Source organism: Methanosarcina barkeri str. Wiesmoor, assembly GCF_000969985.1.
GTDB classification, from domain to species: domain Archaea; phylum Halobacteriota; class Methanosarcinia; order Methanosarcinales; family Methanosarcinaceae; genus Methanosarcina; species Methanosarcina barkeri_B.
In genome coordinates this window covers 4,428,265-4,453,412 of the sequence record NZ_CP009526.1, presented here as the reverse complement: position 1 = coordinate 4,453,412, position 25,148 = coordinate 4,428,265, and the positions used below count along the sequence as shown (strand labels likewise).

The window sequence follows — 25,148 nt, the reverse complement described above, 5'->3', positions numbered from 1 at the left end:
TGTAATTTAAACTTTAAGTCCTATTAACTTAGATTTGAAGTACGAGAGAACAAATTCAAAAAATGTAAAAGGACGAACTTGTTTCAAATTCGCCCCCAGGCTGCGTCATTCATGATGTATGTTTATGGGTTTGATATACCTAAGGTGTTCCATAAAGTATAAGAAGAAATTCTAAACAGACCTTCCAAAGTAACAGCTGATGCAATGTATGATACAGCTAAAATTAGAAAATATAACAGGAGAAGAGGAATAAAGTCCAATATACCAGTAAATAAAAGAAATCGGAAGAAAAAGAAGAGAGGAAGAACAATAAAGGTTGATACGGAAGAATACAAAAAGAAAAGCATAGTAGAAAGGTTTTTTAGCTGGATAGAGTCATGCAAGAAAGTATTCCCGAGATATGAAATAAAAGAAGAATCATATCTAGGAGTTGTAATGGCAGCAGCAATAATTAGAGTAAATGAACTTTTGGGATAGGCTCATAATATATGGCATTTCCATTGTCTTTGATATTAGACAATGTGGAATCTTCATCTGTGAAACTTGTCAGGTATGAAGTTCCTGTCACATTCCAGGCACTGGTTGAGTCCAGGGTCAGATTCATCGAGCTTGCCGTATTGTCTTCATTGATTGCTCCGGCTAATATTCAAGCCTATAGCTGTGTGCCCGTTAAATTGCCAGAAAAAGAGATAAAAATACTTGTAGGATAAGAGGGAAAATAAACTTATTTTAAATTTAAAGGTTAATTATATAATTTTTGTATAAATCAAGTTTGATTAATATATATAAACCTTAATATAGTTGTTTTAAAGCTTTATTTTGGAAAATATAGTCAAAAACTTGACTGATTATTCGAAATGTATAGTTCAAAAAAATAATTTTGAGTTTCAGGATAAGTTCAACACCCGAGTTTCGCCTGGAGATCACAGAAAATAGGAAGTTTTCTGGAGTTGCACTTCAAGTACAACAGCACAAAATCCTTTATTACTTCGCTCAAGCAGACTTATTTTTGATTTATTTATTTTTTCTAAATGCTACCTTTTCCCCGCAGCACTTGTGAATTTTTTTCGTACCTCCTGCTTCGCTGACAATGGTAAGCATAGTTATAGGATCAAGAATCTGGGTTCCCATTACTGCAGTAATTCCTCTCTCAAAAAACGGGGCAGGGTAAAGAGGAGAGCTTGGGCCTAGCAGGACAACTTCCCTTGCTGCACCCCGCAGGGACAGTAGTTCATCAAAAGTCCTGTTGGCAAGAGTACTTGCACTGAGAATGATTACATCCGATGTGGGGAGAACTTCTCTGGCTTTTTCCGAGGGCAGAGTCAGGGTTTTCGGAGATTCGATTTCACGCTTTTCGAGGATCGTAAGCTTATTTGTTATTTTCAGGATTTTAGGGACAAGGGGAGCGAAATATCCTACCATTGCAACTCTGTCTTCGGGTTTTATGAGGTCAAGGATATCTATGTTTGATGCCGGGAAATTTTCAGGTTTAATATCTCGCAGCATGTGAGAAAGAGCATTTGCAGTTGCAACTCCGACTGAGGCTTCAAGAGGATTTTTGGACAGGGCAAGTTCAAGAACTTTATCCGCAGTTTTACCTTTCAGAGAGCCCGCAAACCCGAGAGTAGGACAGCCTGAAAACTCGTAAAGCGGGGTGCAGGCAACGCCTCCATAGTTTTCGGAAATCATAACTCCGGTATAGGCGAGCCCTATCCTGACATCCTTTACTTCTATGTCCTTAAGAGCAGGACCCAGATCATTTTTGAGGGAATTAACCAGGGAGGGCAAAATTCCAGTTTCTTCTTTATTTCCTTCCATTTTATTTGCTTCTCCTGTTTTTCCTTTCCCTTTCAGTCCATTTTTGTACTTTTTTTCTTCATTTACCGGGAATTTTCTTTTTTCGGAAGATTCTGTTTCTGGCATGCTGCCACCTTTTTACCTTTTTATATCTTTTTTAAATTCTTTCCATTTTTGTTGTAAAGTCAAGGGGATTTGCATAATAGGGAGCGCTTATAACGATAATATCTACAAAAGGAGCGTATTCAGGAATCATGGGCCCTTTGATTCCTCCCACTGCAAGTTCAAGCTTTGGATTTAGTTTCTTAAGTTCGGGCCCGAGTTCCCGCAGTTCTTCCGGAGAAATGTGGTCAAGAAGCATAATATCCGACATTCCGGCATATTTGAACGCTTCTTCTCTCGTTCTGGGTTCGATTTCTATCTTTTTAATAGCCCTGAGTTTTCCCAGTTCGCCTACAACTTCCAGGTGGTTCTGGCTGAACTGGATAGAATCGCTGAGGGAGTTTCTATGGATATCTCCTCCGCCTGCCCGGACAGCTTTAATCTCAAATATCCTCGATCCGGGGTGGGTCTTACGGCTTGTTGCGATAATAATGTCAGGGTTTGCCTTTCGGCCTGCACTAACGAGAGAGGCAGTCTTCGTGGCAATTGCACACATGATGGTGAGGAAAGTCTGGGAAACCCTCCAGTACCTGAACAGAAGTTTAAGGTCTCCTTCAGCTTCGAAAATTGCATCCCCGGGCTTGAAAGTCTCTCCGTCTCGAAGGTAATTCAGGGTCTTCATGTTTTTTCTTTCATAATACTCTGCCAGGTCGCTGGCGCAGGCACATACACCGTTTTCTCTTGAAACAATCCTCATTTTCCCCCTGCCTTCAAGCCTGAGCAGTTCTGCGCTTTCATCCTGATAAGGACAGTCTTCATAAAAATACAGCTCAAAAAGGTCTATCATATTTTACCTCAAAGATTTTCTTTATAAATTTCTTTCTTTTATATTTCAATTTTCTTTGCTGCCGGTTTTTCGTATTAATCTCGTATCAATTTCTTTGCTACCGGTTTATTTTCACTTTACTTCTGGTTCTGTAAATCTTGATCCCAACATGCGTTAGTTCATTCCAACTTCAAATTTTCCTGTGAATTTTCCTGTGAATTTTCCTGTGAATTTTCCTATGAATTTTCCTATGAATTTTCCTGTGAATTCACCTTATTATCCTGGCATTTGAAGCTTTGAACACAGAATATATTTCCCTGCCTGGTTCGAGTCCGAGCATTTCACATGAAGTCGGCGTAACCACGGCTTTAATTTCCACATTCCCCATCTCCATCTCGACCACGACAAGATGTTCCTTTTTGAAAACTTCTGTAACTTTTCCTTTCAAAGTGTTTCGGGCCGAACTTTCCATAATCCCTCTGGCAAGAATAATCTCTTCCGGGCGAATAGAGATAGCAACCTCTTCTCCAGGTTCGGCAGGATCTGATGAATAGATTTCCAGTCCTTCGGCTTCAATCACTGTGAGTTTTCCTTCGAGAGCCTTTACCTTTCCCTTAAGCACATTGGTGCCCAGAAACTCGGCCACGAAATCAGGAGACGGTTGCCTGAAAACCGACTCAGGGTCTCCGGACTGCATAACTTTCCCTTTCCTTAATACGACCACGCGGTTCGCCAGAGCCCAGACATCTTCAAAATCGTGGGTCACATGCAAAACAGTAGTACTGTACTCATTGATCGCTTTTTTCAGCATCTTCCTGAGCTTTTCTTTTGTCCTTACATCAAGGGCGCTGAAAGGTTCGTCCAGAAGGAGCAGTTTTGGTCTGACTATAAGGCTCCTTGCAAGAGCTGCTCTTTGCCTTTCTCCCCCGCTCAGGGTAGCTGGTTTTCTGTATAGCAACTCACCGATCCCCAGGACTCCGGCAATCTGCTTTACTTCGGTTTCGATCTGTTTTTTGTCTCGGAGTTTTTTTCGGACTGCATATGCTATGTTTTCGAAAACATTCATGTGTGGAAAAAGCATGTGATCCTGATACACTATACTTATCTGCCTCATATTAGGAGGAAGATCGGTAATATCTTTTCCTTCGAGAATAATTCTGCCCTTTTCAGGGCCGTAAAATCCTATTATCGTTTCAAGGAGAAGGGATTTCCCACTGCCAGTAGGGCCTATTAGGGTCAGGTAATCTCCTTTTTCGGCTTTGAGTTCTATTCTATCGAGTTCAAAACCCCCAACATCAAGGCAGAGGTCCCTGACTTCAAGAAAACTCACAGCCTTCCTCCTTCAAACCTTTCAAAGCTGAGAATGGCAAGAAAAGCAATTCCCATGAGCAAAATTCCACTTGTGATTGCCATTTCCAGATTTCCATAGGAAATGTTCAGGTAGAGGGTCACAGGCAGAACTTCGGTATACATATATGATCCACCTGCCAGCACCAGCACTGCTCCAAAAGCCCCTATACAGCGAGCAAAGGTGATCACTCCTGAAGCAAAAAGCCCACTCTTTGCCATTGGAAGAGTCACGTGCCTGAAGGTTTCGAATTCTCCGTACCCAAAGCTCCTTGAGACCAGTTCGTATCTTGGGTTGATGTCTTCAAAGGTGGAGTAGATTATCCTTACAGCATAGGGAAAGGCTACAAAAAACTGGGCAATTATTATCCCGAGCTTGCTGAAGGTTACCTTTATCCCCACAGCTTCAAGCACAGGCCCGAGAAAGCTCTGCCCGAAAAGAAGCAGGAGGGCAAGACCCATTACCAGTTCAGGAAATGCCATCGGAAGCCCGAGTACGGTTTTTATAATGCTTTTTCCTGGAAAGGAGAAACGTGAAAGGGCATAAGCTGTTGGAATTGAGCAGCACATTACAGAAAATGTTGAGATTGAAGAGGTCAGCACGGAAAGCTTCATTGAATAAAGCATTTCTTCCGAAAGCAGGGCTGAAAAGATTTCTGATGGACTAAGGACGAAGAGCAAGGTTCCTATGGATAAGAAAAGCAAAAAAGTAAAGAAAAGGGCAATGCCCACTGTGAATTTCTTGAACCAGGAGTATTTCATACCCGGATATTTTAAGAACTGCATGGCTCAAAGCCCCATTTTTCCCAGGTAGCCCTCGCTTCATCTCCTGCAATGTAAGTGTTAAATGCTTCTGCCAGTTTAGAGTCTTCTGTATATGTGGAAACTGCTGTGGGTATGGTCTGTATTTTATTCTGTTTTTCAGGGATAGGAATTACTTTGATTTTTCCACTGGCTTCACTCCAGTTTGCCATATCTTCCCATATAATTGCCGCATCCGCATCTCCGGACGCGAGGTAAATAAGAAGCTGGTTTACTGTTGCAGTCTTGACAATTGTGTTATTTTTTACTTCAGGAAGGATTCCTGCCTGTGTACAGATCTTTTCCGCTACCCTGCCTATTGCAGGCCCATTCGGGTCTCCAAGAGCCAGCTTTACTCCGGGTTTTGCCAGGTCTTCGAGTTTGCTTATGTTTGCAGGATTTCCCGCAGGTACTGCGATAACCGGGATATGCCGGGTCAGGTTTTCCACACTGTCATTGAAAACATAATTCCTTTCCATAGCCTGTTCAGTGTAGTGATAGTCTCCGGGAATAAAGACGTCGCACTCCTTAGAAGTCAGAAATCCGAAGATTTCAGCACTTCCTCCATAACGAACCTCAATATCTGCTCCAGTTTCATTTTCAAAATTCCCGATCAATTCATTCATGGGCTTTATAAGTCCTGCTCCGGAACAAACAATGATTTGCCTTCCCTCAAATTCATTTCCCGAATTATTAGAAGCAGGAGTAGGAGACATTTTTTCCGTACATCCGGAGCCAGCCATAGCCATAGCCAATAACATGATAATTATGAATGCTGAGACCTTTTTCATTCAAAACCCTCACATGAAATCTAGACGATATGTCTGAATATGCATAACGGTTAATATAACTTATTATAAAAACATCCTATATGAATATAATAGAGAAGTAGTAAAAAATCCGATGGTTCTCCAGTACGACATTTAAAAAAGTAAAAAAGTGTTTTCTTTTCATTTAAAGGTCAAGTATTCGATGCCTGTACTTTTCTAATTCTTCAGCTCCTCTTTCCCTGGACATGCTGCTCGCTTCGTAAATTATGTAAGATGGAAGCACTTTCATCCCCATATATTCAAAAATACAATGGGTTATTGATTCCAAATGCTTGTTCAGGTCTCCGTGTGCTCCTCCCTCAGAATACATTGTTTTTGGAGCTCCGGTAGTTGTAACAATTATTGCGGATTTTCCTTTAAGAAGCCCGGTATCGTAATCACTATTCGTAACCGGGTTAAAACCAAACCCAGGAGCCAGGACGCGGTCGATCCATCCTTTCATTATAGCTGGCATGAAAGTGAAATAAATAGGGAACTGAAATACTAGGAGGTCTGCCCACTTTACTTTATCCATTTCTTCTTTAACATCAGGTGCAAAAGCTCCTGTTTTAGAGGCCTGTATTGCTTCAAAGAAAGGCTTGAAAACATCCTGCTTTTTTCGTTCTGGAAAATCAGAAGCTTTCAGGACAGGATGAAACTTCATTGCATAAAGGTCCGAGAGCTTTACTTCATGCCCTTTCTCCTGTAGGGCAGCAAGTGCTGTTTCCTTTAAAGCGCCGTTAAAAGACTTCGGTTCCGGGTGTGCGTAAACGTAAAGAACTTTCATTTCATTCCCCCAAATTATATATTAAATTCGTTTTCCGGAATAAAAAAGTAAGGTTACTTAACTTTTGAAGCGACAGAAAACGAAAAACTATGCACCTGAGCCTGCGGAATCAGATTAGATTCAAACGGATTCCATCATCCTGGAGCAGGACTCGGTAGACGGAACTCGCGTAAATCAATCCATCTTGAGGGAAGCAAAAATCAGTATCTTTTGCCCTTAATTCAGCACTCTCGGGCGCAACTGTTGACCCTCAATCGTTACGCCGTTTTATCACGACGATAGGGTTCAAGGATAAGTTCCTTAAATTCAAACGTTTCCTCGTTTTCGATCAAACCTTTTTTGAAAAGGTTTTCGATCAAGCCTTTTTTGAAAAGGTTTTCGATCAAGCCTTTTTTGAAAAGGTTTTCGATCAAGCCTTTTTTGAAAAGGTTTTCGATCAAGCCTTTTTTGAAAAGGCTTGCGGGCAAGCAGTTTTTGAAAAGGCTTGCGGGCAAGCAGTTTTTGAAAAGGTTTGCTTCACAGGGTACCTTTAGTACTTTTTACCTCTTTACCCTCGATTTTTACAGCACGTTTCATAGCATAGGCAAAGGCTTTGAAAAGAGCTTCGATCTTGTGATGATCATTGTCACCATAGACACTCGCATGGATGGTAATTTTTGCGTTTGAGGCCAGCGTTTCAAAGAAGTGCTTTACAAGCTGGGTACTGAATTGCCCTACCTGGGGAGATGCAAACTCAGCTTTCAGGACAAGATAGCTGCGTCCGCCTATATCCAGGGCAACATCGGCAAGGGCTTCATCCATTGGAATTCTGGCTTCCCCAAAACGAGCAGTTCCTGCCATATCCCCGAGTGCCTCTGCAAGCACTTTTCCGAGAACTATTCCTGTGTCTTCCACAAGGTGATGCTCGTCCACGTACAGGTCACCTTCCGCACGTACCTTGAGGTCAAATTCTGCATGCCTTGCAAAAGAAGTAAGCATATGGTCAAAAAACCCGATTCCTGTGTTGACATCGGCAATCCCAGTGCCGTCAAGGTTCAGTTCAAGCTGGATATCGGTCTCTTTTGTTTTGCGGGACATTCTGCCTGTTCTCATACAGCATCACATTCTCTTTAAATTTATAAATACTTTCTATCTGGCTGCCTGTGAGCTCTTTTTCCTATCTATTTCCGGAAGATTGAAAAAGTGGAATTATGCTGAAGGTCCTCTGCCAGGAAATAAAAACAAGGTTCAGATCACTCCTGCTGGGTTGTTTCAATCGCAGCTTCAAGTGTGAACCTGCCTGTGTATAGAGCGCTGCCTACCACAACCCCTGATGCTCCGGTTTTCTTCAGGGTCCGTAGGTCTTGAAGAGAACTTACTCCTCCAGATGCGATTACAGGAATGCTGACAGATTCCACAAGGTTTTTTGTAGGGACAGGATTTACTCCCTGCATAAGGCCTTCGGTGTCTATATTTGTAAAAAGCAGGCTGCCTGCCCCGAGCTCTTCAAACTTCCTGCCCATTTCTACAGGAGTTTGTGCGCATTCCTCAGTCCAGCCTTTGATGGATATTTTTCCGTTTTTTGCATCAAGGGCAACAGTTACATGTTCGTTTCCAAAGGTACTGGAGAGCTGCTGTACAAGTTCCGGGTTCTTGAGTGCAGCAGTTCCTAGAATTACCCTCGAGACTCCCAGTTCAAGCAGAGAAGCTGCATCCTCAAAACTCCGAATGCCTCCTCCAACCTGAATCTGCACCCCTTTTTTTTGGCATGCACTTACTATTTTTTCGATTATAGGAGCGTTTTTACGCTCTCCTTCAATTGCTCCGTCCAGATCTACCAGGTGCAAAGTCTTTGCCCCTTTTCTGACCCAATCAAGGGCAACTTCAACAGGATCGTCAATGGATACAATCTCACTGCCAGGCACTCCCTGCACAAGCTGAACGCATTTTCCACCCCTCATATCCACTGCAGGAATTACTTCAAAAACCAAAGTCACATCTCCGACACGTCTTTGAGAATCTCATTCTATCTTTGAGAAATCTCCTTCTATTAAATCTCCTTTTGTTTGTCTTGCCTGAAAACCCATTTTTCCAGCCTTTTTCTTTCAGGGCATTATTCTTTCGATAGGTACGACAAGAACGTCACGCGCACCAACTTTCTTCAGCTTATTTACAATGGTAAAAATCAAGTCTGCGTCCACAACAGCGTGAACTGCAAGGATGGATTCTCCTGGCAATTTGCTGGACTCGACCTTCATAACCGTTGGACCTGACATTCCTGGAAGAACTTCTTTTACTGCCTGGAGGGAAGACTCGGGGACATTCATCATAAGATAACGCCGATCTTTTGCATTAAGTACGCTTTCCAGTGCAGTTTTGATGTCCAGAATTTTTTCCTTTGTCCTGAGGCTTTCTTTATTTGCAATCAGGTAGACTGTAGAAGAAAAAACAGTCTCAATAGGCTTTAAATGATTTATCATCATAGTGGTTCCGGAGCTTGAGATGTCCACGATTGCATCTGCTATTCCCACATGTGGAGTCATTTCACAGGCTCCGCTGACCTTTATAACCTCAACATTGACTCCATGCTTTTTGAAGTACTGGTGTGTAATTTCCGGAAACTCGGTTGCAATCTTTCGGCCTTCAAGATCCTCAGCTTTCTGGAAGTCCGAGTCTTCAGGGACAGCCAGAACAAGGCTGGCCTTTCCGAATTTAAGGTCAAGAAGAGTTTCAACCTTTGCTCCCCTTTCCGTAATCAGATCTATGCCTGTAATACCTACGTCCGCAGCTCCGTCCTGTACGTACTCAGGGATGTCAGCAGCCCTGGCAAAGAGGATATGGATATCCGGATCGGTAGTTTTTGCAAAAAGTTTTCGACTTTCGGCCCCTCCACTTATTGGGAGCCCTGCATCTTTGAAAATAGAGATTGTGGGTTCGTAAAGGCGCCCTTTATTGGGTATTGCAATGCGAATCATCTGTTATGTCCTCTATAAATAATCTGCCGGGAGGTATTTTCCCGGGTAAGCTCATCAAAGTAAAAACGTTTATCCAGAATACTCTAGTATGATATAGACTTCACGGTAAGGTCTCATAGAAGTTTTCCTTTAAGAAAGGCAGGTCCATAGATAAAAAGCCTACTCATTACGAATTAATTTTGATAACCAGTAAGTAAACCCCATCAGTAAACTTCCAGGATTGAAAGCAAAAAAATCGTTTTTAAAGCTAATATTACTTCCAGTAATGAAGACCGGGGAAAAATTATATAGCCATAGTAATTTAATATGAATTGATTCTTGAAGTATATATTAGAATATTATTAATGTCAGAGCAACAGAAGAATTAACCACAACAGAGTGCTAAGTATAGCAGACTGATGGTACAACTGACCGAAAAATAGTAAATCAATAACACTAACATTTAATAATAAAAACTATTATCGATTTTGAAAAAAGAGGATCCAAATGGCCCGAAATATCAAAGTGGAGGAGCTCTTCCAAACTCCTGTTGAGAAACAGAGGATCGAGCTTGTAGAACGCAAAGGGATAGGGCATCCTGATAGTATATCAGACGGACTGGCCGAAGCCGTAAGTCGCGCACTATGCAGAGAATACATAAGTAAATGTGGAGCCGTACTCCACCATAATACTGACGAAACCCAGATTGTAGCCGGGAGATCCAGCCCCAGGTTCGGGGGCGGAGAAATACTGCAGCCCATATATATTCTATTGGTAGGCAGGGCAACAAAGGAGTTTGAAGGAGTAGATCTTGCTACCGAGTCTGTAGCCCTACAAGCTGCCAGACAATATCTTAAGAATACTCTTGTAAACATGGATCTCGAAAGAGATGTCATAATGGACTGCAAACTCGGGACAGGGTCTTCAGACCTGAGAGATGTCTTCAAAAGAGATAGGATTCCGGTTGCAAATGATACCTCATTTGGGGTTGGGCATGCTCCGTTTTCAGAGCTTGAAAACCTTGTATATAACACCGAAAGACAACTGCTCACAGACCTTAAGTCGCGCATGCCTGGAATCGGAGAAGATATGAAGGTCATGGGACTCAGGGATGGGGAAGATATAACTCTTACAATATGCAGCGGTATGATCGGGAGATATATTGACGACCTGGACAGCTATATAAATATGACCCAGGAAATGCAGACTTATGTTGAGGAGATGGCAACCAGGTATACTGAGCGCAATGTGAAAGTCTGCATTAACACAGGAGATAACCTGAAAACCAGCTCTATTTTCCTCACAGTTACAGGCACTTCAGCCGAAATGGGGGATGACGGCTCAGTAGGGCGCGGAAACCGCTGCAATGGTTTGATCACGCCAAACAGGCCTATGAGTATGGAGGCAACAAGTGGAAAGAATCCGATTAATCACATTGGCAAAATTTACAACCTTCTCTCGACCCAGATGGCCCGCGATATTGTAAAGCAGGTTCCGGAAGTCCAGGACGTTTACATAAGGCTGCTTTCCCAGATCGGAAAACCAATTGACCAGCCACTCGTAGCAAGTGCGCAGGTTATTCCCAAAGAAGGCACTTCTTTTGCAAAGGTCAAAGCCGAAGCCGAAGTTGTCATGGATGACTGGCTTTCCAATGTGACAAAGATTACCGAAATGGTAATTAAAGGAGAATTGGACACTTTCTAAACAAGGAAAACACAATAGGGAAGAACCTTCAGGTTCTTTTCATAATTCATTTATTGTAACTATTTTTGACTCTAACTTGCTCTTAATAGGAAATATCTCATTTTTAATGCGAGGCTTATTGTTTTTAAGAGTGAAGATTATTGTTTTTATTTTTAAATCTGCATATATTTAGTTTGATTCTGATTATTTTAAATGAAAAGTCGGTTATTTTTTAAAACCGGGGAGTAATGCCGAGTTATGAACATACTCTTGAGAACTCTTCAGAGTAAGGGGCAAAGTAGGCTATATAATAAACGTACATGGGTAAAATTTTCATAAAAATGCCTCTATAACCAATATCTAGCGTAAAACATATATATCATCGCCATATATGAGATGGTGCACTCAAGCAGTGCAACAGTGGAATAATAAATAGTGGAATAATATACATTGTCCCGCCTTAACTCAGTGGTAGAGTGCGCGGCTGTAGTTCGGCTCGTGCGGGTAAAATTACCCGTACATTTCCGCGCAGGCACCGCGATGTCCCCGGTTCGAGTCTGGGAGGCGGGACCTAAACAATTTCCAGAATCGAAAAGCTTCAACGGGAACATTTATATATTAAAAAAGCGTTTATGTTTTGCTCGCAACGCGAGTGAAAATCAATAGCAAAAGACACTGAAGTGTCCGGATAGTGTAGAGGCCTATCATGGAGCCCTGTCGAGGCTCCGACTCGGGTTCGAATCCCGGTCCGGGCGTTTCCAAATTAAAGTTCGATTGTTACCAATCGAACGAAATCTTTTTTCAGATACTTTTTAACTCATCACTTTTGAGTAAAAATAAAAACTTTTTTAAGTACTTTTTAACTCATCACTTTTGAGTAAAAATAAAAACTTTTTTAAGTACTTTTTAACTCATCACTTTTGAGTAAAAATAAAAACTTTTTTAAGTACTTTTTAACTCATCACTTTTGAGTAAAAATAAAAACTTTTTTAAGTACTTTTTAACTCATCACTTCTGAATATAAGATCATACTTTATTAAAATAATCTGTAGTATTCATCTTCTGTGAGGCTTCCGACTTCCTTGCCTCATCCATTCCATACTTTCTTCATATAATCTGTGGTATTCGTCGCCTGTGGGACTTCCGTCTTTCCTCAAGCACATTCGGATAACGTTAAACACAACTTGAATTGTTATCTCACATAAAAAAAGAAAGAAAACTACGTTTCCAAAGTAAAGTATATCTTCTATCATTTTCTTAATGCTTCCTCTTTTTCACGTCGTCTGTACCCTTACCAGCAAACTGGATAAATAAAAAAGATATAGGTATTCCACTCTAATGGCAGAGTTTATTAGGTTCACCTTGATTCTTGCGAGCTCTCTTTTTCCTTAACGGATATATTATTTAACAGATATATTATAAGCTTATCTGAGTTTATATAAAGTCTCATAATATACGAACAGTATTTAAAGTAAACGTAACAGCTAAAAAAATTGAATTATTTATTACTGCGAAAAAAGGTAGAGTTGGAAGAATGAAAGATGGGAGTTGAATATGTTGTGTCTGACGATTCCCAGGAAGAATTAGACAGCATGCAGGAAAGATTGGAAGATACCAGAGTAAAAATGGAGCTTGAAACTCTCGTTTTTATTGAAGCTACCAAAAAATTCACCTCTGAATGGATTCAAAGAGAAATGGAAATAGCAGCGAACTCTCCAGAAAATGCAGTTTTTCCTGAGAACTTAAGACTTCACAACAAAAAGGCTGGAGAATCAAACTTAGACCTGAAGGAGCTATCCCTCAAAATTTCAGATATTGTAGAAACTCATCTTAACCACGGCGATTACTGGATTCATAGAAACGTACTACTTCAGCCGGATAGTTCAAGGGACTATGTGGAATTTAAAAAAGAAAAAATTCGAAAGGATCTGACCTCAAGCGTTCGAAAAATCCTTGGCTGCGCCACCGAGATTTTCTGGAAACTCGAAGAAGGGGAACCTGAGAATAAAGCCTGGGTAAACGAACTGGGGAGAAGAAAGTATGTGTGTTTTCTCAGGTTTTCGGATGAAATGACAGCCTCTCTTAACCATTATTTTGAGTTGCTTGAGAAGCTTCTCATTTTAAACCATAAAATAAAAGAAGAAATCTTACTGGAAGGAAAGAAGCCCTGACAATAAGACCTTTATGCACAAAGCTAGAATTACCCTGCATGACCGAACCAGAGTTCAGTATAAAGAAGGCCCTTGAAGAGGCAGGAACCGATGCCTATCTTATGACAGGGAATCTTCACAATTCAGATATTTATTACGTAACCCGCTTCCTTGCTTCCGACGATTTTGCATACCTGCAAACCGACGAGGGAAAAGAGATACTTTTTATTTCGGATATGGAAAAAGGAAGAGCTAAAATCGAGTCAAGGGTTTCGACAATAAAAACATTGCAGGACCTGGGCTACAGGGAGAAGATGAAGGAAAAGAAAGATCCATCTATCGCCTACGCAGCTTGCCTATCCGAACTGCTTGCGGGAGACGGAATTAAGAAAGTCGCAGTGCCTTACGATTTCCCGGTATTCGAATCAAACTTCCTCACAGAAGCGGGCTTTTCCGTAGTTCCAATAAAAAGCCCGTTCCGAAAAATCAGGAGCTTGAAAAAGCCGGAAGAGATTGAAGCCATAAAGTACGCCCAGATGGCCGGAGAAAAGGCTATGGAAGCTGCAATAGCCTTGATATCAGGAGCAGAAGAAAGGGATGGTATCCTCTATCATGCAGGAGAGGTACTGACAGGAGCTAAAGTGCTTTCGGTTATAGATCATACACTTCTTGATTATGGATGCGAAGCCGAAGAGACTATTGTTTCATGCGGCAAAGATACAGCAAACCCCCATGGGACTACGGATGGCCCTCTGAGAGCAAATGCCCCGATAATCCTGGATATTTTCCCGCGGAGCAAAACGAAACGCTATTTTGCGGACATGACGCGCACAGTCCTGCATGGAAAAGCTTCGGAAGAGCTTAAAAAAATGTACGAAACTGTACTTGCAGCCCAGAAAAAAGGCTTTGAAATGGTTAAGCCAGGAGTAAAGGCATCCGATGTGCATAACGCTGTCTGCGACTTCTTCGAGGCACACGGTTATGACACCTACCGAAGTGGTGCAAAGGTAGGGTTTATTCACTCAACAGGACATGGGGTAGGGCTCGATATACATGAACTCCCGGGAGTCGGAGAAAACGGGGTTTTACTTGAGGCAGGCAATGTAATCACTCTCGAGCCTGGTCTGTACTATCCTGAGGTTGGAGGAATACGAATCGAGGATATGGTCCTGGTCACTGAAAATGGGTGTCAGAACTTTACAGGGCTGGAAAAAAGATTTGTAGTATAAAAGATTTACAACTGAAAAGATTTGTTATATTTTTATATTTTAATAACAACATTTAACTTACTCAAATCGAAGATAGTCTATTAAAATGAAGGTTGTCCGTTTGAATTGAAAATCACTGGTTCAAATCGAAAATTAAAGATTCACATAAGGAACACACTCAGGAAAACTGTCAGAGTCACAGTACTTTCCAGTAAAATTCCAATAAGAATTTAATAAGTCCAGTATGTTCCAGTAAAATTACAATAGGTTATCAAGAATTTCAATAAGATCTCAATAAAACTCCAATAAATTACAAGATTTCAATAAAACTTCAATAAATTACAATAACAACATTTACAAGGGGTTAACATGACCGATAATGTGCACAATAAGCAAGAAATCCTTGAAAAATACAGGGAAGCAGGCAGGATTCTGAAAACTGTCAGGGCCGAAGCCGTAGAAATGGTCAGGGTAGGGAACACTCTGCTGCAAGTTGCGGAGTTTGTGGAAAACCGGACTATAGAGCTAGGAGGCAGGCCTGCTTTTCCATGCAATATTTCAAGAAACCAGGAGGCTGCACATGCAACCCCAAAGATAGGAGATACTGACGTTTTTGGAAAGGATATGGTGAAGCTGGATCTCGGGGTCCATGTGGACGGATATGTTGCAGACTCGGCTGTCACTGTTGACTTATCAGGAAATTCCGACATCAAGAAAGCCGCCGAAGAGGCTCTTGCTGCTGCCATCGACCTTGCAAAGCCAGGAATCTCTACCGGGGAATTAGGAGCTGCAATTGAGAACAGCATTCGCAGTTACGGACTGAACCCGATATTGAACCTGACAGGTCACGGGCTTTCCCAGTATGAAGCCCATGATGATCCTTCTGTTCCTAACCGGCATGTGGAAGGAGGAGCAATTCTAAAAGAAGGAGATGTGCTTGCAATCGAGCCCTTTGCAACGGACGGGGTCGGTGCTGTCCATGATGGGAACTGGGCCGAGATATACAGCCTTATAAGGAAAAAACCGGTCCGTTTGCCTGCAGTCCGGAATGTCCTGAAACAGGTTGAAGAATACAGAGAATTGCCTTTTGCAAAGCGCTGGCTCAAATCCGACAAACTGGATTTCGTATTAATCCAGCTCGAAAAAGCAGGAATTATTCACTCTTATCCTGTACTTCTCGAAAGTGCAGGAGGACTTGTAGCCCAGGCCGAACACACCATAATAGTAACCCAGGACGGCTGTGAAATTACAACAAAGTAAAACCCAAAAGATAAAGGGAAAATGAAATTGAAAATAAAGAGAAAACTAAATAGAGAATAAATTAGGATAAGTTGAAAATAAATTGAAAACGAATCGAAAATAAATTAAATTATATTGAGAATAAATTAAGGTAAGTCGAGAATAAATCGAAAATAAATTAAGGTAAGTCGATAATAACTCGAAAACAAATTAAGGTAAGTCGATAATAACTCGAAAATAAATTAAGGTAAGTCGAGAATATATCGAAGAAGAACCGGGACTAAAAAAGGAGAAGAGTGTAAAGGTTAGCAAAAAGCCAGAAAACTAAAAAACATGAGTTGAGCACCTTGAAAGCATACAATCTTTTTTTAACCGGTTTTCTGTTAATAACCTTTTTTATGCCTGCCTTTCTGGCAGAGCCCTGTACTGCTGCGTTCGCACCCAGCAATAACATCACACTGGAAAGGGGCGGAATGACCTGGGAATATCAAGAACAAATTACAGACAATGAATCTGTTGTTTTCAGGAATTTCATAGACCTGGAAGCAGGAAACAGTGATAAGTTTGTTAATGCGTGGGAAATCCTGAAAGCAGAAATTATTCTCAGAGATCAAATGGAAGAATCTGTAAAAACCAAACCTGATGTGAAACTCAATGGTACTTCGGAGCCAGTCAAAGTAACAGATGTTGACTTCGTACTCTCAAAAGAAGCTCTGGGCGGGATTGAAAAAACCTCATCAATTACTAATTCTGCGACTGTAAACTATACTTTCGGGAAACCGATTGATCAGGAGGCGAATATCTGGTTTATGGGTACCCCGACCTCGAATGTCACAATCAATCTGCCTGCAGGCTATGATGTCGAAAAGACAGAAGGGCTGAATAATAAAACTCAGGAATCCGGTAACAACCATACAGTTCTTAAAGGCAATTTCAGCCCGGAAAGAAATATAACTCTCTGGATTTCTGAAAATGAAACCTACAAAGCCGAGATGCAGGAAAGAAAAAGAATCATTGAGCAGAATGCAGAAAACAAAACCAATGCATCCGTAAATAAAACCAGAGCTGCCGGAAAAGCCGTAGAAGCCAGTAAATCCTCTGGATTTTTCAAAGACATCTTTATATGGTTTTATCAGATAGTCCAAAAAGTTAATCTGGTTTAAAGCTATTCTGAAAAATATGCTTATTGAACAGATTCAGCTTGAAAAAGGGTGTGCTCTTGGCCTCCGCTTTGAGATGCAAAAATACCCTCTTCTGGTTATAAGGGCAGAGAAAGGCTTCCTGATGTGCGGATACCTTAATGTAAGTGCTGCAGAGGCACTTGGGGACACGGCAGCGAAGGTAAAAGGCGTACAGAGTTTTGAAGATATGCTCAAAGCCCAGGTCGTTGAAGTAACCAAGTTCGCGAAGGAACTCGGGGTCGAACCCGGAATGACTGGCAGGGAAGCTCTGGAAAGGATGTTTTAAAGGAAAAAATTATTTTGATCTGATACTCATCTTTAATGCCTTCACAAATATCTTACATTATATTTTCACTCTTGCTTTAGTATCATTTCGCAACAATAAAATATAGCTTATATATCTTTCTTTACTGTAATTATTTAACAATTAGAGCAAAAAGGCAGTCAAAATAATGAATTCAGAAAAATTCCTGTTTAAGATTTTGCTATGAAATGATCATTAAATATTAGTTGACTGCTGAATTTTAAAGTAGAAAAATTTGCGCTTAAATTTTTATGATGGTTGACCACTAGCTGCTTTATAACTACATGAGGTGATCTTAATTGATTAAAATAAATGATGACCTTATTGATTGCGTTTCTCAGAAAGCCAAAGAAAGTGAGAGAAAAAAAGCTGATCATTCTTTTAATAAAAGATCTGAGGAACCTTTCCAGCTGTTTTTAAATGCTGTTGAACCCGGTGCATACATACGTCCACATAAACACATGGGCACCAATAATAATGAAACACTTTTAATTTTAAAATAAAGTTTTTTAGCTCTTGAATTTAGTGATAAAGGTAAAATAATTAATTATTTGGTTCTAAATTTAGAGAATGGGAAAAAAGGAGTAGTGTTTCCACCAAATAGTTTGCATTCCATAATTTCGCTCAAAGAAGACTCTGTCTTGTACGAGATCAAAGGCGGTTCATATGTAAATAGACCCCTTGAAAAATGATTAGTTTTTTAACCTTAGTTTGACAGTTTGATTTTTATGTGGGAAGATTGTTTTCATATCCATTGGAATGATAAGTAACATTATTTCAACAAATTTTTGCCCATTTTTTACGATTCAATTTGACAGATGATTCTCTTTCTCTTGATAGCTATTTTTATGATTTTTGACCAAATTTTTGGTATAGAATTTGACAGATAGCATGAATCTCAGATAAAATATAGATACTATCCAAAAAGTCAGGTGCCAAAAGTGCTAAAATGGGACAAAAATCTCTACTAATTTACCTCATAGTGATTATGAAGCTGGAAAATCAGAGGTAATTTAACGAAATTTATGAATACTGTCAATTGATTTTTGACAAAAAATTGAAGCTTCTCACTAAAGTTAATTTATACTGTCAAACTAAGGTTTTAAGGGATATTAAACCTTATTTGCCAAATATAATGTAGTGTCAGCCCTCCCCCAGTTAAGGTACATTTATTAAATGATCTATTTACTGTTTAAATGAATTAAATACTTTAATTGTTAAATTAAACGTTGATTTATCCTTACTTTTAACATTGAATTTTGTATGGATAAAAATGATATTAGATGCCTTATTTATAAATAAATATAAATTGTAAAAGAATTATGTATTTATCTCAATTTTTTCTTGATTTAAAAGAGTATTATAGATTATTTATCTAAAAAATTGATTTTTAAAGTGTACCTTAATTGGAGAACCTCTAAATACATACCTATCATCTAAAATAAGCATTGTATGCCCTTAGTTTTAGTACTGATTTAGAAGGACCCTATATGTAAATGAATCTGAGAAAGTATTCCCAAGTTGGGCTCCAGAGGGGGGAACTAAGGAGACAAGAGAATTTATTGATAAAATTCTAAGAACTTACGCACTTGAAGCATAAAAACAAGTTTCAATAATACTCTGAATAAATTATCTAAAACTAACTATTATTCAAAAATATTTTAAAGATTGTCTTGTAAAATTGTCCCTGAATTTTTAAACACTTTATTAAAGAGCCTATCCCAAAACTCAAAATTACTTTTTTAGATCTCGAATTTGCAATCATCACTTGAACTTCGGTTTATGAAAGCAATTCTGAAAATTTTATGATTTTGAGAATAAAGTTGGTTTTGGGGTGACCTCATTTACAAAATATTGGTGATTAACGCTGCTTTTTTTTGTTGGAATAATATGCAAGAATATAGGGATATATTATTGAAGCTATTAAAGATGTTACAATTGCAAAAATAAATGCTGAAGTAGTATTAATAAGTTTGGAATTTATTGCTCGGTTAAGAACATTTACTTGTAAATTTATTTTATTTGCAATAACATAAAACAAAACCAAAACTATACTGAAACAGAGTATCACTTTTTTTGTTTTTATTTTTTCGTTTTCCCTGTCACGACAATACTCAAACAATGAATTATTTTGAGCTAGACCAAAAAGATTTTCAATCAACTGCTCGTGAAGAGATGACCCTAAATACATCGTTGTAATTACTAAAGCTCCTATAGGAACATATTTGCTATAATTTTTCACAGGGATGTGGCATAACATAATAGGCTTTTTACGCTGGTCATCTGTAAATATTAAGGGATCCCATTCATTAGAATATTTCTCAAACCAGCCTTGATAAAATTTTATATCGCTATAACCGGGCATATTATTTTGGAGCGTTTGGTCCTCACTTTTTTTGGGATACCAAAGCAATTTACATAAGTTTTTGGAGGGTACGTCTATCCTACCTGTATTGTTATCAACATTTCGTAGAATTGGGTGATTCTTTAATTTAGTATTAATTTTACACGATTTACCTATAGCTTGTCCTTTTTTTGTCGTAACAATACTTTCGTCAAATATATTGTATGACTCCTGTACAGGTACCCATTGACCGCACTGTGCTTCAAGTATAAGAATTCCGCCTTTTTTAACCCAAGAATTCAAACCTATTTTGTAATGACTAAAAAATGTAAAACTTCTATCTGAACCGTAGATAGGATCATTGTTAATAGAGTGCCAATTAACAATAATAATATCTGTTTTACTTCTATCTAAGATACTCAAAAGGAATAAAGAATCCAACTTTTTACCAGAGAAAGTCCAAAGAAATGTAGGATCATCTAATGGTTTTGCTTGCTTTTCCTGACTTGGATTTTTTTTTAAATAGTCAGCATATTTTTCGCTTAGATGATCAGTATACAATGGATTTTTTTTTATATAATCAGTATATTTCTCATTTAGATAATTAGTATAAGATGGATTTTTTATTAAATAATCGACGTCTATTGGTATTTCATCTACATAATCGGCTATACTAACAAATTCAAATTCATGATTTTGTTTATACCTAGACAGAAATTCTTCGTTTCTCCAGAAACATGTTCGCCGCCTATCAGCCTGAGATCTATCATATAGAATCTTGATTTTGGATATATATGCTCACACTCCATTATTTTATATTTGTACCGAATGTATGTGATTCTCAGAAGCTTTTAGATAGTATAGTGCCGGATTTTCAACTTTGGAAAAGATTAATTTTATAACTAATAAACTTTAGGATTTAATTTGATTATGGATTTTAGGTCTTTATAGGATTTTTTGAAAAGCTACTATATGCTATTTTTAGCATTACTTTTTAATGACTTTATGAGACCCTAAAATCTAAATTCTAAATATATGAAATATGTAAAACCTATTTGCCTAATTGCTAAAGATCTCTACCGAATCATGGACTAATTTTTTAACTACAATCCTATTGATTGAACTATAGTGACTCAGTTCCAAAATCTAGTGATAAAAATAAGTGTAACATCACTACATAAATTTATAATTCTGTAATTATGTAATGATGTTACGGCACAACGATGGTAACTATAAATCTTAATCTTAATAACTTTTCGGACCTCTCGGTTCTCTTAAATCTTTTTGATAGTTTTGACAATGATTACGAATATACTGCAAGAGGAGTTTTTCGCAGAAAAACTCCTCCAACTTGTCCCATTTGTAATACTCGTATGGTTCATAATGGCTATAATTCATACACCAAAAAAGGTCTTGGAGCAATCAAGATTGGGAAATCTAAATGCTCAAATTGTGGTAGTACATGCGAAGAAGGTCATAGTTTTTGGGAACATCTGAAAACTTTACTTTTTGATTTATTCAATAATTTTTTCCAGGTACTCAGATATCATAACGTTTCTTATGATGGAATTTCTGATATAATGGCCTTTATACTTCCAAGATCAAAAAGTACTATTTTTAGAGCATTCAACGAAAAAATGGAAAAGGAGAATGTTCCAATCTCAGGAATACACGTATAGTACATTATGATGAACCGCATCCGGAAAAAGGAAGGTGTCAGAAATACCATTTAACCTTATTGGACGCAAAAACTCATAGATCAATAGCAGATGAACTTTTCGAAGATAAAAGTCCAGAAACCATCAAAAAATTTCTACGGAAAAATCTCGATTCATCAGAACCTGTGTTTATTGTTACGGATTTTGATAAGAGATATCCTAATATATTAAAGGAAGTTTTTGGAGAGAAGTTAGTGCATCAATATTGTTTGATGCACTTAAACAAGCTTATAGTTAGTGATTTCCCAAAGAAAACAACTATTGAACAAGAATTATTAAAATACAAGTTATTGAATATATTTTATAATAGTGAAAATGAGATCTAATTTCTGGAAAAACTTCTATCTGAAGAACTTAACGTAATTAATAGCGAAGAAAAACATTTAAAATGGAGTAAAAAGGTAAAAAAGGAATTTAATCAATATAGATATAAGTTAAAGCTGAAAAGGAGGCGAAATAAAGAAAATCTTCCATTTAATAGTCTTGAAAAAGCAAAATATAACTTCAATAAATTAATGGAAAATATAAGAACATATGATGACGCGATTCAAAAAAGATTGTGGATGATCAATAAACACTGGTTAAATCTTACTTTGTTCCATCATCTTCCTGGAGCTCCGGCGACAAATAACCCTATTGAAAGTTACTATTCAAAAAGTCTAAAAATGGATAGTAAGAAGCAGTTTAGAACTGATAAAGGAATTGAAAATAAGATTAAACTTACTGAAATGAGAAGACTAAATTTACTCAAGAAACCAAAAAAGTCATTTTTAGAATTGTTCAGATTATTTACTCTATTTTAAGTTGTAGTAAGTTATTTTAATAAAAATTTCATGTTGGGAAGTAGCGGAGCGTATCGATTTTAAGTGAAAGAGTCAGTAAAAAGATCAAATGAATAAACAGATTCTTTGGCAAAAATGCCAAAGAATCTGTTTTTCAAGATTATTGCAGCTTTTTGAGGTAGTTAGCAAAGAAAAAATGTAGGTTTAAGGAAGTAACAATAAGAAAAATCACTAGATTATGGAATTGTGCCACTATAGTAGTATTTTAATGAATATGTAGACTTACCACTTTCTCATATATTTTCCTTAGTTTTCGTAATTGAAGGTGAAGCTGAAGTAATTGTACATTTTTTATTTATTGAACTATTTGGATAATGAGATTCTTGAATCACTCCAGAACAAACGTAGATAGTCGATCTCATTTCAACAGTAAGATTTTTTTCTTGGTACAAGTGTTGTTGAAGATTGATTTCTAACTCTTTTCAACTATCTTAATATCGAATATTCAATATTTAGTGATCAATACAATGTGGTATTCTTTCTGACTGTGATCATAGCCAAAAGTATTCAAGTTCCAGCACTTACACCTCATCTAGTCATAGGTGGACGTCACCTATGTGGTATAATGTCAAAAAACTTCATATTAGGAGGAGTTGGCAGTTTATCAATGTTAAAGAGTGTGTAGAAAAAACTAGCGAAGATTCTCATTTATGACTTGAGAGTCACTCTATTTATGGTCCTCCACGCTTCCAAATAACAACAATAATTGGATTGCGGAATTGTATCAATTTATGATAAAGCTAACACTAAAAAACCTACAAACATTATTGTCGCTCCTGGTAGTCTCCATTTTATATTACTTTCCTTAAATAACAGGTAACCGAGTATTACACTTATTAATGTACTTGACCTCTTTATTGAGATCACATAAGCTACAGATATTAAACTGATCGCCGTCATTTGAGCTAACCATCCTAATGCATAAAAAAAGCCGAGAAATACAAAATCCTTTAGATTGTGGTTAATCTTTTTGCTATCAACTTTAGAATTATGCAGTAGAAAGAGACTCATTAAAGCAAATATACATATATTTAGTGAAATTGCCCAAAAAAATGACGAAGAATTAATTACTCCAATTTTATCCATAGTAGAAGTTATACTCCAAATTAGTGCGACACAAAGCATTGTTCGTGGTCCTTTCTCTTTAAGAAGCATATGAAAGGGATACAAATATCCTTTATCTCTTACTTGAAAATTTATAAAATATGAACCGGTCAAAACAAGTAGAACTCCAATGCAGCCAAAAATATTTAGTCTTTCTCCCAAAATTAGAGGAGAAGTTACAATAAGAAATAGAGGAGTGAAATTTATAATAGGAACAGTGGATGAGAGATCCCCATGTTTGATTGCTCTTATATATAAGAGATTGGCTACAATATTCAGGATACTATCTATTATGAGGTAAGACCAAAACTCAGTTTTTAGTGGGGGAATACCTGTGAAAAATAAAGATAAAACTAACCATGGTAGTGCAAATAATACTAGCGACCATGCTAATAAGTACTCATTGACTTGAGTTAAGAGTCTCTTGTTTAACACGTCTTTTATTGATTCAGAAAATGCTGTTAAAATAGCAAATGCCAACCATAACATCATATTTTCCAACGTGGTATTAAGGTATTGTTAACTAATTATAGCTATCTCTTTATTTCTATGTTTCATCAATAGAAGAACAGAGTACTTTAGCATTTCAATACTCTTCGTATAACATTTTGTCTTTCGTCTCAACCTTGCCAGAAAGTGCTTCAATATGCCGTTATATCCTTCAACTGTATACGTTTCGGCTTTGGATTGAGTATGAATATTTTCTGGAAGAAACTCTGCATATGCTCTCCAGTGATCTGTCATCACCTCTCCAATCTCTTTTTGCTTTAATTTTTCCCATATTAGTTGTCCAGTTTCCGTTCCTCTGCTGCCAAAAGAGCAGTTGATGAATTTTTTCCCAACTCTATCAACAGCAATTCAGATCCAGCAATATTTTTTTTGTTACCGATGTAAGTGTTCATCTCATCCATTTCAACAATAGATATCTCATTTTCGCTTTTTAGGTCCTCCAACTCCTGACCAAATTTCTTTATCCATTTTTGGACAGAAACATGACTTACTCCTAAAAATCTTCCTATTGAGCGAAATCCTAACCCTTCAAGATAGAGTTGCAAAGCCTGTCTCTTAACAGAAGGGGAGCTAGCAGTTGATTTTACCTCTGCGGTATAATTATATCCACAATCATGGCATTTGTAGCGTTGACGTCCACAAACTATACCATTCTTTTTGTGAGTGGAACTATTACACCTTGGGCAGTTCATATAGAAATATAGGTTCTCATAATATATAACTATAGTTAACTACCAAAGCCTGTATTAATTCTAATAATAAGATTAAGACCTTGATTGAGTTCATATTCTCGGCTCTGCACATTAACCGATTTGCAATTAGAGAGCAATAGACCTACTTCATTAATTTATACCTTCATCCATTTCATGAGCTTTCTCATCTCTATTATATCAGTCACTTCAGACACTCTCATGAACTGTTAACTTTACAAGGATGAAGTAACAGTAATTTAATTCAAGCCAAGTTTAGAGTCACCCATTAGATTTGATAGTATTTTATCCAGTCTTAATTTGTTTTCACGTCTAAGCTGTTGAAGGTCCTAACATTATTTAACCTTTTAACTATCATATACTTAATCAGTTAAATAAAAACTGACTCTTCGCTCTTTTGAGTGGGTAACTTACATATAGCTCCTGAATGTTGAAGCATCATATATAAGATATGGAAATAGTTCTTGTTAAAAAATCACGTTCAAGCTTGATTTTTTCATATTTGATCTGAATGCTTTTTAACTAAGCAATTATTTTCAACTCATACAAAACAGAGAAGAGCCTAAAAACCGAATCGAGATGTTCTGAAGAAAAGAAACTCAAAGCTATCGAGTGTTTAATTCTTTTCTTACTCAGGGATGTGTGATCTATTGAACTTTAGTAATATTCTAAGGGCAAACTATGAGTGTTATACAGGAAAACATTTTATGAAATCCTGGATTATAGTAGATTGATAGAACACCTAGTAAAATC

Annotated in this window: 23 protein-coding genes, 2 tRNA genes and 1 pseudogene; 12 read left to right on the top strand and 14 right to left on the bottom strand. The window is 37.9% G+C overall.

The genetic code is table 11. The annotated features are described in order from the left end of the window. Nucleotides 1-168 precede the first annotated feature (168 nt). Together MSBRW_RS18305 and MSBRW_RS22745 are read left to right on the top strand one after the other, a co-directional pair. The gene (locus tag MSBRW_RS18305; protein WP_268990328.1) at nt 169-477 is read left to right on the top strand and encodes a transposase; all 309 of its coding nucleotides are present in this window, start codon (nt 169-171) and stop codon (nt 475-477) included. Nucleotides 478-488: 11 nt separating this feature from the next. Next, the gene (locus MSBRW_RS22745) at nt 489-710 is read left to right on the top strand and encodes a hypothetical protein (RefSeq protein WP_157209478.1); all 222 of its coding nucleotides are present in this window, start codon (nt 489-491) and stop codon (nt 708-710) included. A gap of 304 nt (nt 711-1,014) precedes the next feature. Here the strand turns inward: MSBRW_RS22745 and MSBRW_RS18300 are convergent, their stop codons facing one another. The 10 genes from MSBRW_RS18300 to hisG all read right to left on the bottom strand — a co-directional run bounded on the left by MSBRW_RS18300 (nt 1,015) and on the right by hisG (nt 9,423). Then, complete coding sequence (locus MSBRW_RS18300; RefSeq protein ID WP_011306313.1) at nt 1,015-1,923, bottom strand: Rossmann-like domain-containing protein; 909 nt, start codon at nt 1,921-1,923, stop codon at nt 1,015-1,017. 31 nt (nt 1,924-1,954) lie between these two features. Then, nucleotides 1,955-2,746, bottom strand: a complete 792-nt coding sequence (locus MSBRW_RS18295; protein WP_011306314.1) for a beta/alpha barrel domain-containing protein — start codon at nt 2,744-2,746, stop codon at nt 1,955-1,957. Nucleotides 2,747-2,993: 247 nt separating this feature from the next. Continuing rightward, a complete protein-coding gene (locus tag MSBRW_RS18290; protein ID WP_011306315.1) occupies nt 2,994-4,055 on the bottom strand; it encodes an ATP-binding cassette domain-containing protein in 1,062 nt (353 codons plus the stop codon). Beyond that, a complete protein-coding gene (locus tag MSBRW_RS18285) occupies nt 4,052-4,858 on the bottom strand; it encodes an ABC transporter permease (protein WP_011306316.1) in 807 nt (268 codons plus the stop codon). Before MSBRW_RS18285 ends, MSBRW_RS18290 begins: the two co-directional genes overlap by 4 nt. Next, a complete protein-coding gene (gene modA, locus MSBRW_RS18280) occupies nt 4,846-5,664 on the bottom strand; it encodes a molybdate ABC transporter substrate-binding protein (protein ID WP_011306317.1) in 819 nt (272 codons plus the stop codon). Before modA ends, MSBRW_RS18285 begins: the two co-directional genes overlap by 13 nt. A gap of 163 nt (nt 5,665-5,827) precedes the next feature. Then, complete coding sequence (locus MSBRW_RS18275) at nt 5,828-6,469, bottom strand: NAD(P)H-dependent oxidoreductase (protein WP_011306318.1); 642 nt, start codon at nt 6,467-6,469, stop codon at nt 5,828-5,830. A gap of 257 nt (nt 6,470-6,726) precedes the next feature. Further along, nucleotides 6,727-6,963, bottom strand: a complete 237-nt coding sequence (locus tag MSBRW_RS18270; protein ID WP_011306319.1) for a hypothetical protein — start codon at nt 6,961-6,963, stop codon at nt 6,727-6,729. A gap of 22 nt (nt 6,964-6,985) precedes the next feature. Beyond that, nucleotides 6,986-7,561: an imidazoleglycerol-phosphate dehydratase HisB gene (hisB, locus tag MSBRW_RS18265; RefSeq protein ID WP_011306320.1), complete on the bottom strand. Its 576-nt coding sequence runs from the start codon at nt 7,559-7,561 to the stop codon at nt 6,986-6,988. A gap of 140 nt (nt 7,562-7,701) precedes the next feature. After that, a complete protein-coding gene (gene hisA / locus MSBRW_RS18260; protein WP_011306321.1) occupies nt 7,702-8,439 on the bottom strand; it encodes a 1-(5-phosphoribosyl)-5-[(5-phosphoribosylamino)methylideneamino]imidazole-4-carboxamide isomerase in 738 nt (245 codons plus the stop codon). A gap of 114 nt (nt 8,440-8,553) precedes the next feature. Then, entirely contained in the window at nt 8,554-9,423 is an 870-nt protein-coding gene (hisG, locus tag MSBRW_RS18255; RefSeq protein WP_011306322.1) for an ATP phosphoribosyltransferase, read from the bottom strand. Between the two features lie 486 nt (nt 9,424-9,909). Between hisG and MSBRW_RS18250 the strand changes: the two genes are divergently transcribed. From MSBRW_RS18250 to MSBRW_RS18240, 3 genes are all read left to right on the top strand, one after another. Then, the gene (locus MSBRW_RS18250) at nt 9,910-11,106 is read left to right on the top strand and encodes a methionine adenosyltransferase (RefSeq protein ID WP_011306323.1); all 1,197 of its coding nucleotides are present in this window, start codon (nt 9,910-9,912) and stop codon (nt 11,104-11,106) included. Nucleotides 11,107-11,539: 433 nt separating this feature from the next. After that, a tRNA-Tyr gene (locus MSBRW_RS18245) sits at nt 11,540-11,655 on the top strand. Nucleotides 11,656-11,767: 112 nt separating this feature from the next. Continuing rightward, nucleotides 11,768-11,840 (top strand) — tRNA-Asp (locus tag MSBRW_RS18240). A gap of 300 nt (nt 11,841-12,140) precedes the next feature. On the opposite strand, the gene MSBRW_RS18235 is transcribed toward MSBRW_RS18240, so the two are convergent. Next, nucleotides 12,141-12,338 carry a hypothetical protein gene (locus MSBRW_RS18235; protein ID WP_048102676.1) on the bottom strand — a complete coding sequence of 66 codons (198 nt, stop codon included), beginning with the start codon at nt 12,336-12,338 and terminating at the stop codon, nt 12,141-12,143. A 288-nt stretch (nt 12,339-12,626) separates the two neighbouring features. Between MSBRW_RS18235 and MSBRW_RS18230 the strand changes: the two genes are divergently transcribed. From MSBRW_RS18230 to MSBRW_RS18205, 6 genes are all read left to right on the top strand, one after another. After that, nucleotides 12,627-13,256 carry a hypothetical protein gene (locus tag MSBRW_RS18230; protein WP_011306324.1) on the top strand — a complete coding sequence of 210 codons (630 nt, stop codon included), beginning with the start codon at nt 12,627-12,629 and terminating at the stop codon, nt 13,254-13,256. Nucleotides 13,257-13,294: 38 nt separating this feature from the next. Next, the gene (locus MSBRW_RS18225; protein ID WP_011306325.1) at nt 13,295-14,464 is read left to right on the top strand and encodes a M24 family metallopeptidase; all 1,170 of its coding nucleotides are present in this window, start codon (nt 13,295-13,297) and stop codon (nt 14,462-14,464) included. A gap of 348 nt (nt 14,465-14,812) precedes the next feature. Then, nucleotides 14,813-15,703 carry a type II methionyl aminopeptidase gene (gene map, locus MSBRW_RS18220; protein ID WP_011306326.1) on the top strand — a complete coding sequence of 297 codons (891 nt, stop codon included), beginning with the start codon at nt 14,813-14,815 and terminating at the stop codon, nt 15,701-15,703. Nucleotides 15,704-16,029: 326 nt separating this feature from the next. Beyond that, nucleotides 16,030-16,845 carry a hypothetical protein gene (locus tag MSBRW_RS18215; RefSeq protein WP_230669856.1) on the top strand — a complete coding sequence of 272 codons (816 nt, stop codon included), beginning with the start codon at nt 16,030-16,032 and terminating at the stop codon, nt 16,843-16,845. A 16-nt stretch (nt 16,846-16,861) separates the two neighbouring features. Next, nucleotides 16,862-17,149, top strand: coding sequence for a YunC family protein (locus MSBRW_RS18210; RefSeq protein WP_011306328.1), 288 nt, complete (start codon nt 16,862-16,864; stop codon nt 17,147-17,149). Nucleotides 17,150-17,466: 317 nt separating this feature from the next. Further along, nucleotides 17,467-17,670 carry a WbuC family cupin fold metalloprotein gene (locus MSBRW_RS18205; RefSeq protein WP_011306329.1) on the top strand — a complete coding sequence of 68 codons (204 nt, stop codon included), beginning with the start codon at nt 17,467-17,469 and terminating at the stop codon, nt 17,668-17,670. Between the two features lie 1,358 nt (nt 17,671-19,028). Here MSBRW_RS18205 and MSBRW_RS18200 read toward each other — a convergent pair. Beyond that, nucleotides 19,029-20,072 (bottom strand): hypothetical protein, encoded by a 1,044-nt coding sequence (locus MSBRW_RS18200; protein WP_011306331.1) that lies wholly within the window; start codon nt 20,070-20,072, stop codon nt 19,029-19,031. A 662-nt stretch (nt 20,073-20,734) separates the two neighbouring features. On the opposite strand from MSBRW_RS18200, the pseudogene MSBRW_RS18195 reads away from it, so the two are divergent. Next, nucleotides 20,735-22,032: pseudogene (locus tag MSBRW_RS18195) on the top strand (ISNCY family transposase). Between the two features lie 768 nt (nt 22,033-22,800). On the opposite strand, the gene MSBRW_RS18190 reads toward MSBRW_RS18195, so the two are convergent. Together MSBRW_RS18190 and MSBRW_RS21535 are read right to left on the bottom strand one after the other, a co-directional pair. Then, nucleotides 22,801-23,655, bottom strand: a complete 855-nt coding sequence (locus MSBRW_RS18190) for an EamA family transporter (protein WP_230669854.1) — start codon at nt 23,653-23,655, stop codon at nt 22,801-22,803. 39 nt (nt 23,656-23,694) lie between these two features. Then, nucleotides 23,695-24,377, bottom strand: a protein-coding gene (locus tag MSBRW_RS21535) for an IS1 family transposase (RefSeq protein WP_085983081.1) whose coding sequence is annotated in 2 segments (ribosomal slippage) — nt 23,695-24,017 and nt 24,017-24,377 — 684 coding nt in all. Because the reading frame shifts where the segments join, the coding sequence is not laid out codon by codon here. Nucleotides 24,378-25,148: the final 771 nt, after the last annotated feature.

What these genes read in the sequence shown, in the direction of transcription:
- MSBRW_RS22745 (WP_157209478.1), top strand. Translation starts at nt 489, where the DNA reads ATGGCATTTCCATTGTCTTTGATATTAGACAATGTGGAATCTTCATCT.
- MSBRW_RS18300 (WP_011306313.1), bottom strand. Translation starts at nt 1,923, where the DNA reads ATGCCAGAAACAGAATCTTCCGAAAAAAGAAAATTCCCGGTAAATGAA.
- MSBRW_RS18295 (WP_011306314.1), bottom strand. Translation starts at nt 2,746, where the DNA reads ATGATAGACCTTTTTGAGCTGTATTTTTATGAAGACTGTCCTTATCAG.
- MSBRW_RS18285 (WP_011306316.1), bottom strand. Translation starts at nt 4,858, where the DNA reads ATGCAGTTCTTAAAATATCCGGGTATGAAATACTCCTGGTTCAAGAAA.
- modA (WP_011306317.1), bottom strand. Translation starts at nt 5,664, where the DNA reads ATGAAAAAGGTCTCAGCATTCATAATTATCATGTTATTGGCTATGGCT.
- MSBRW_RS18275 (WP_011306318.1), bottom strand. Translation starts at nt 6,469, where the DNA reads ATGAAAGTTCTTTACGTTTACGCACACCCGGAACCGAAGTCTTTTAAC.
- hisB (WP_011306320.1), bottom strand. Translation starts at nt 7,561, where the DNA reads ATGAGAACAGGCAGAATGTCCCGCAAAACAAAAGAGACCGATATCCAG.
- hisG (WP_011306322.1), bottom strand. Translation starts at nt 9,423, where the DNA reads ATGATTCGCATTGCAATACCCAATAAAGGGCGCCTTTACGAACCCACA.
- MSBRW_RS18250 (WP_011306323.1), top strand. Translation starts at nt 9,910, where the DNA reads ATGGCCCGAAATATCAAAGTGGAGGAGCTCTTCCAAACTCCTGTTGAG.
- MSBRW_RS18235 (WP_048102676.1), bottom strand. Translation starts at nt 12,338, where the DNA reads ATGATAGAAGATATACTTTACTTTGGAAACGTAGTTTTCTTTCTTTTT.
- MSBRW_RS18230 (WP_011306324.1), top strand. Translation starts at nt 12,627, where the DNA reads ATGGGAGTTGAATATGTTGTGTCTGACGATTCCCAGGAAGAATTAGAC.
- MSBRW_RS18225 (WP_011306325.1), top strand. Translation starts at nt 13,295, where the DNA reads ATGACCGAACCAGAGTTCAGTATAAAGAAGGCCCTTGAAGAGGCAGGA.
- map (WP_011306326.1), top strand. Translation starts at nt 14,813, where the DNA reads ATGACCGATAATGTGCACAATAAGCAAGAAATCCTTGAAAAATACAGG.
- MSBRW_RS18210 (WP_011306328.1), top strand. Translation starts at nt 16,862, where the DNA reads ATGCTTATTGAACAGATTCAGCTTGAAAAAGGGTGTGCTCTTGGCCTC.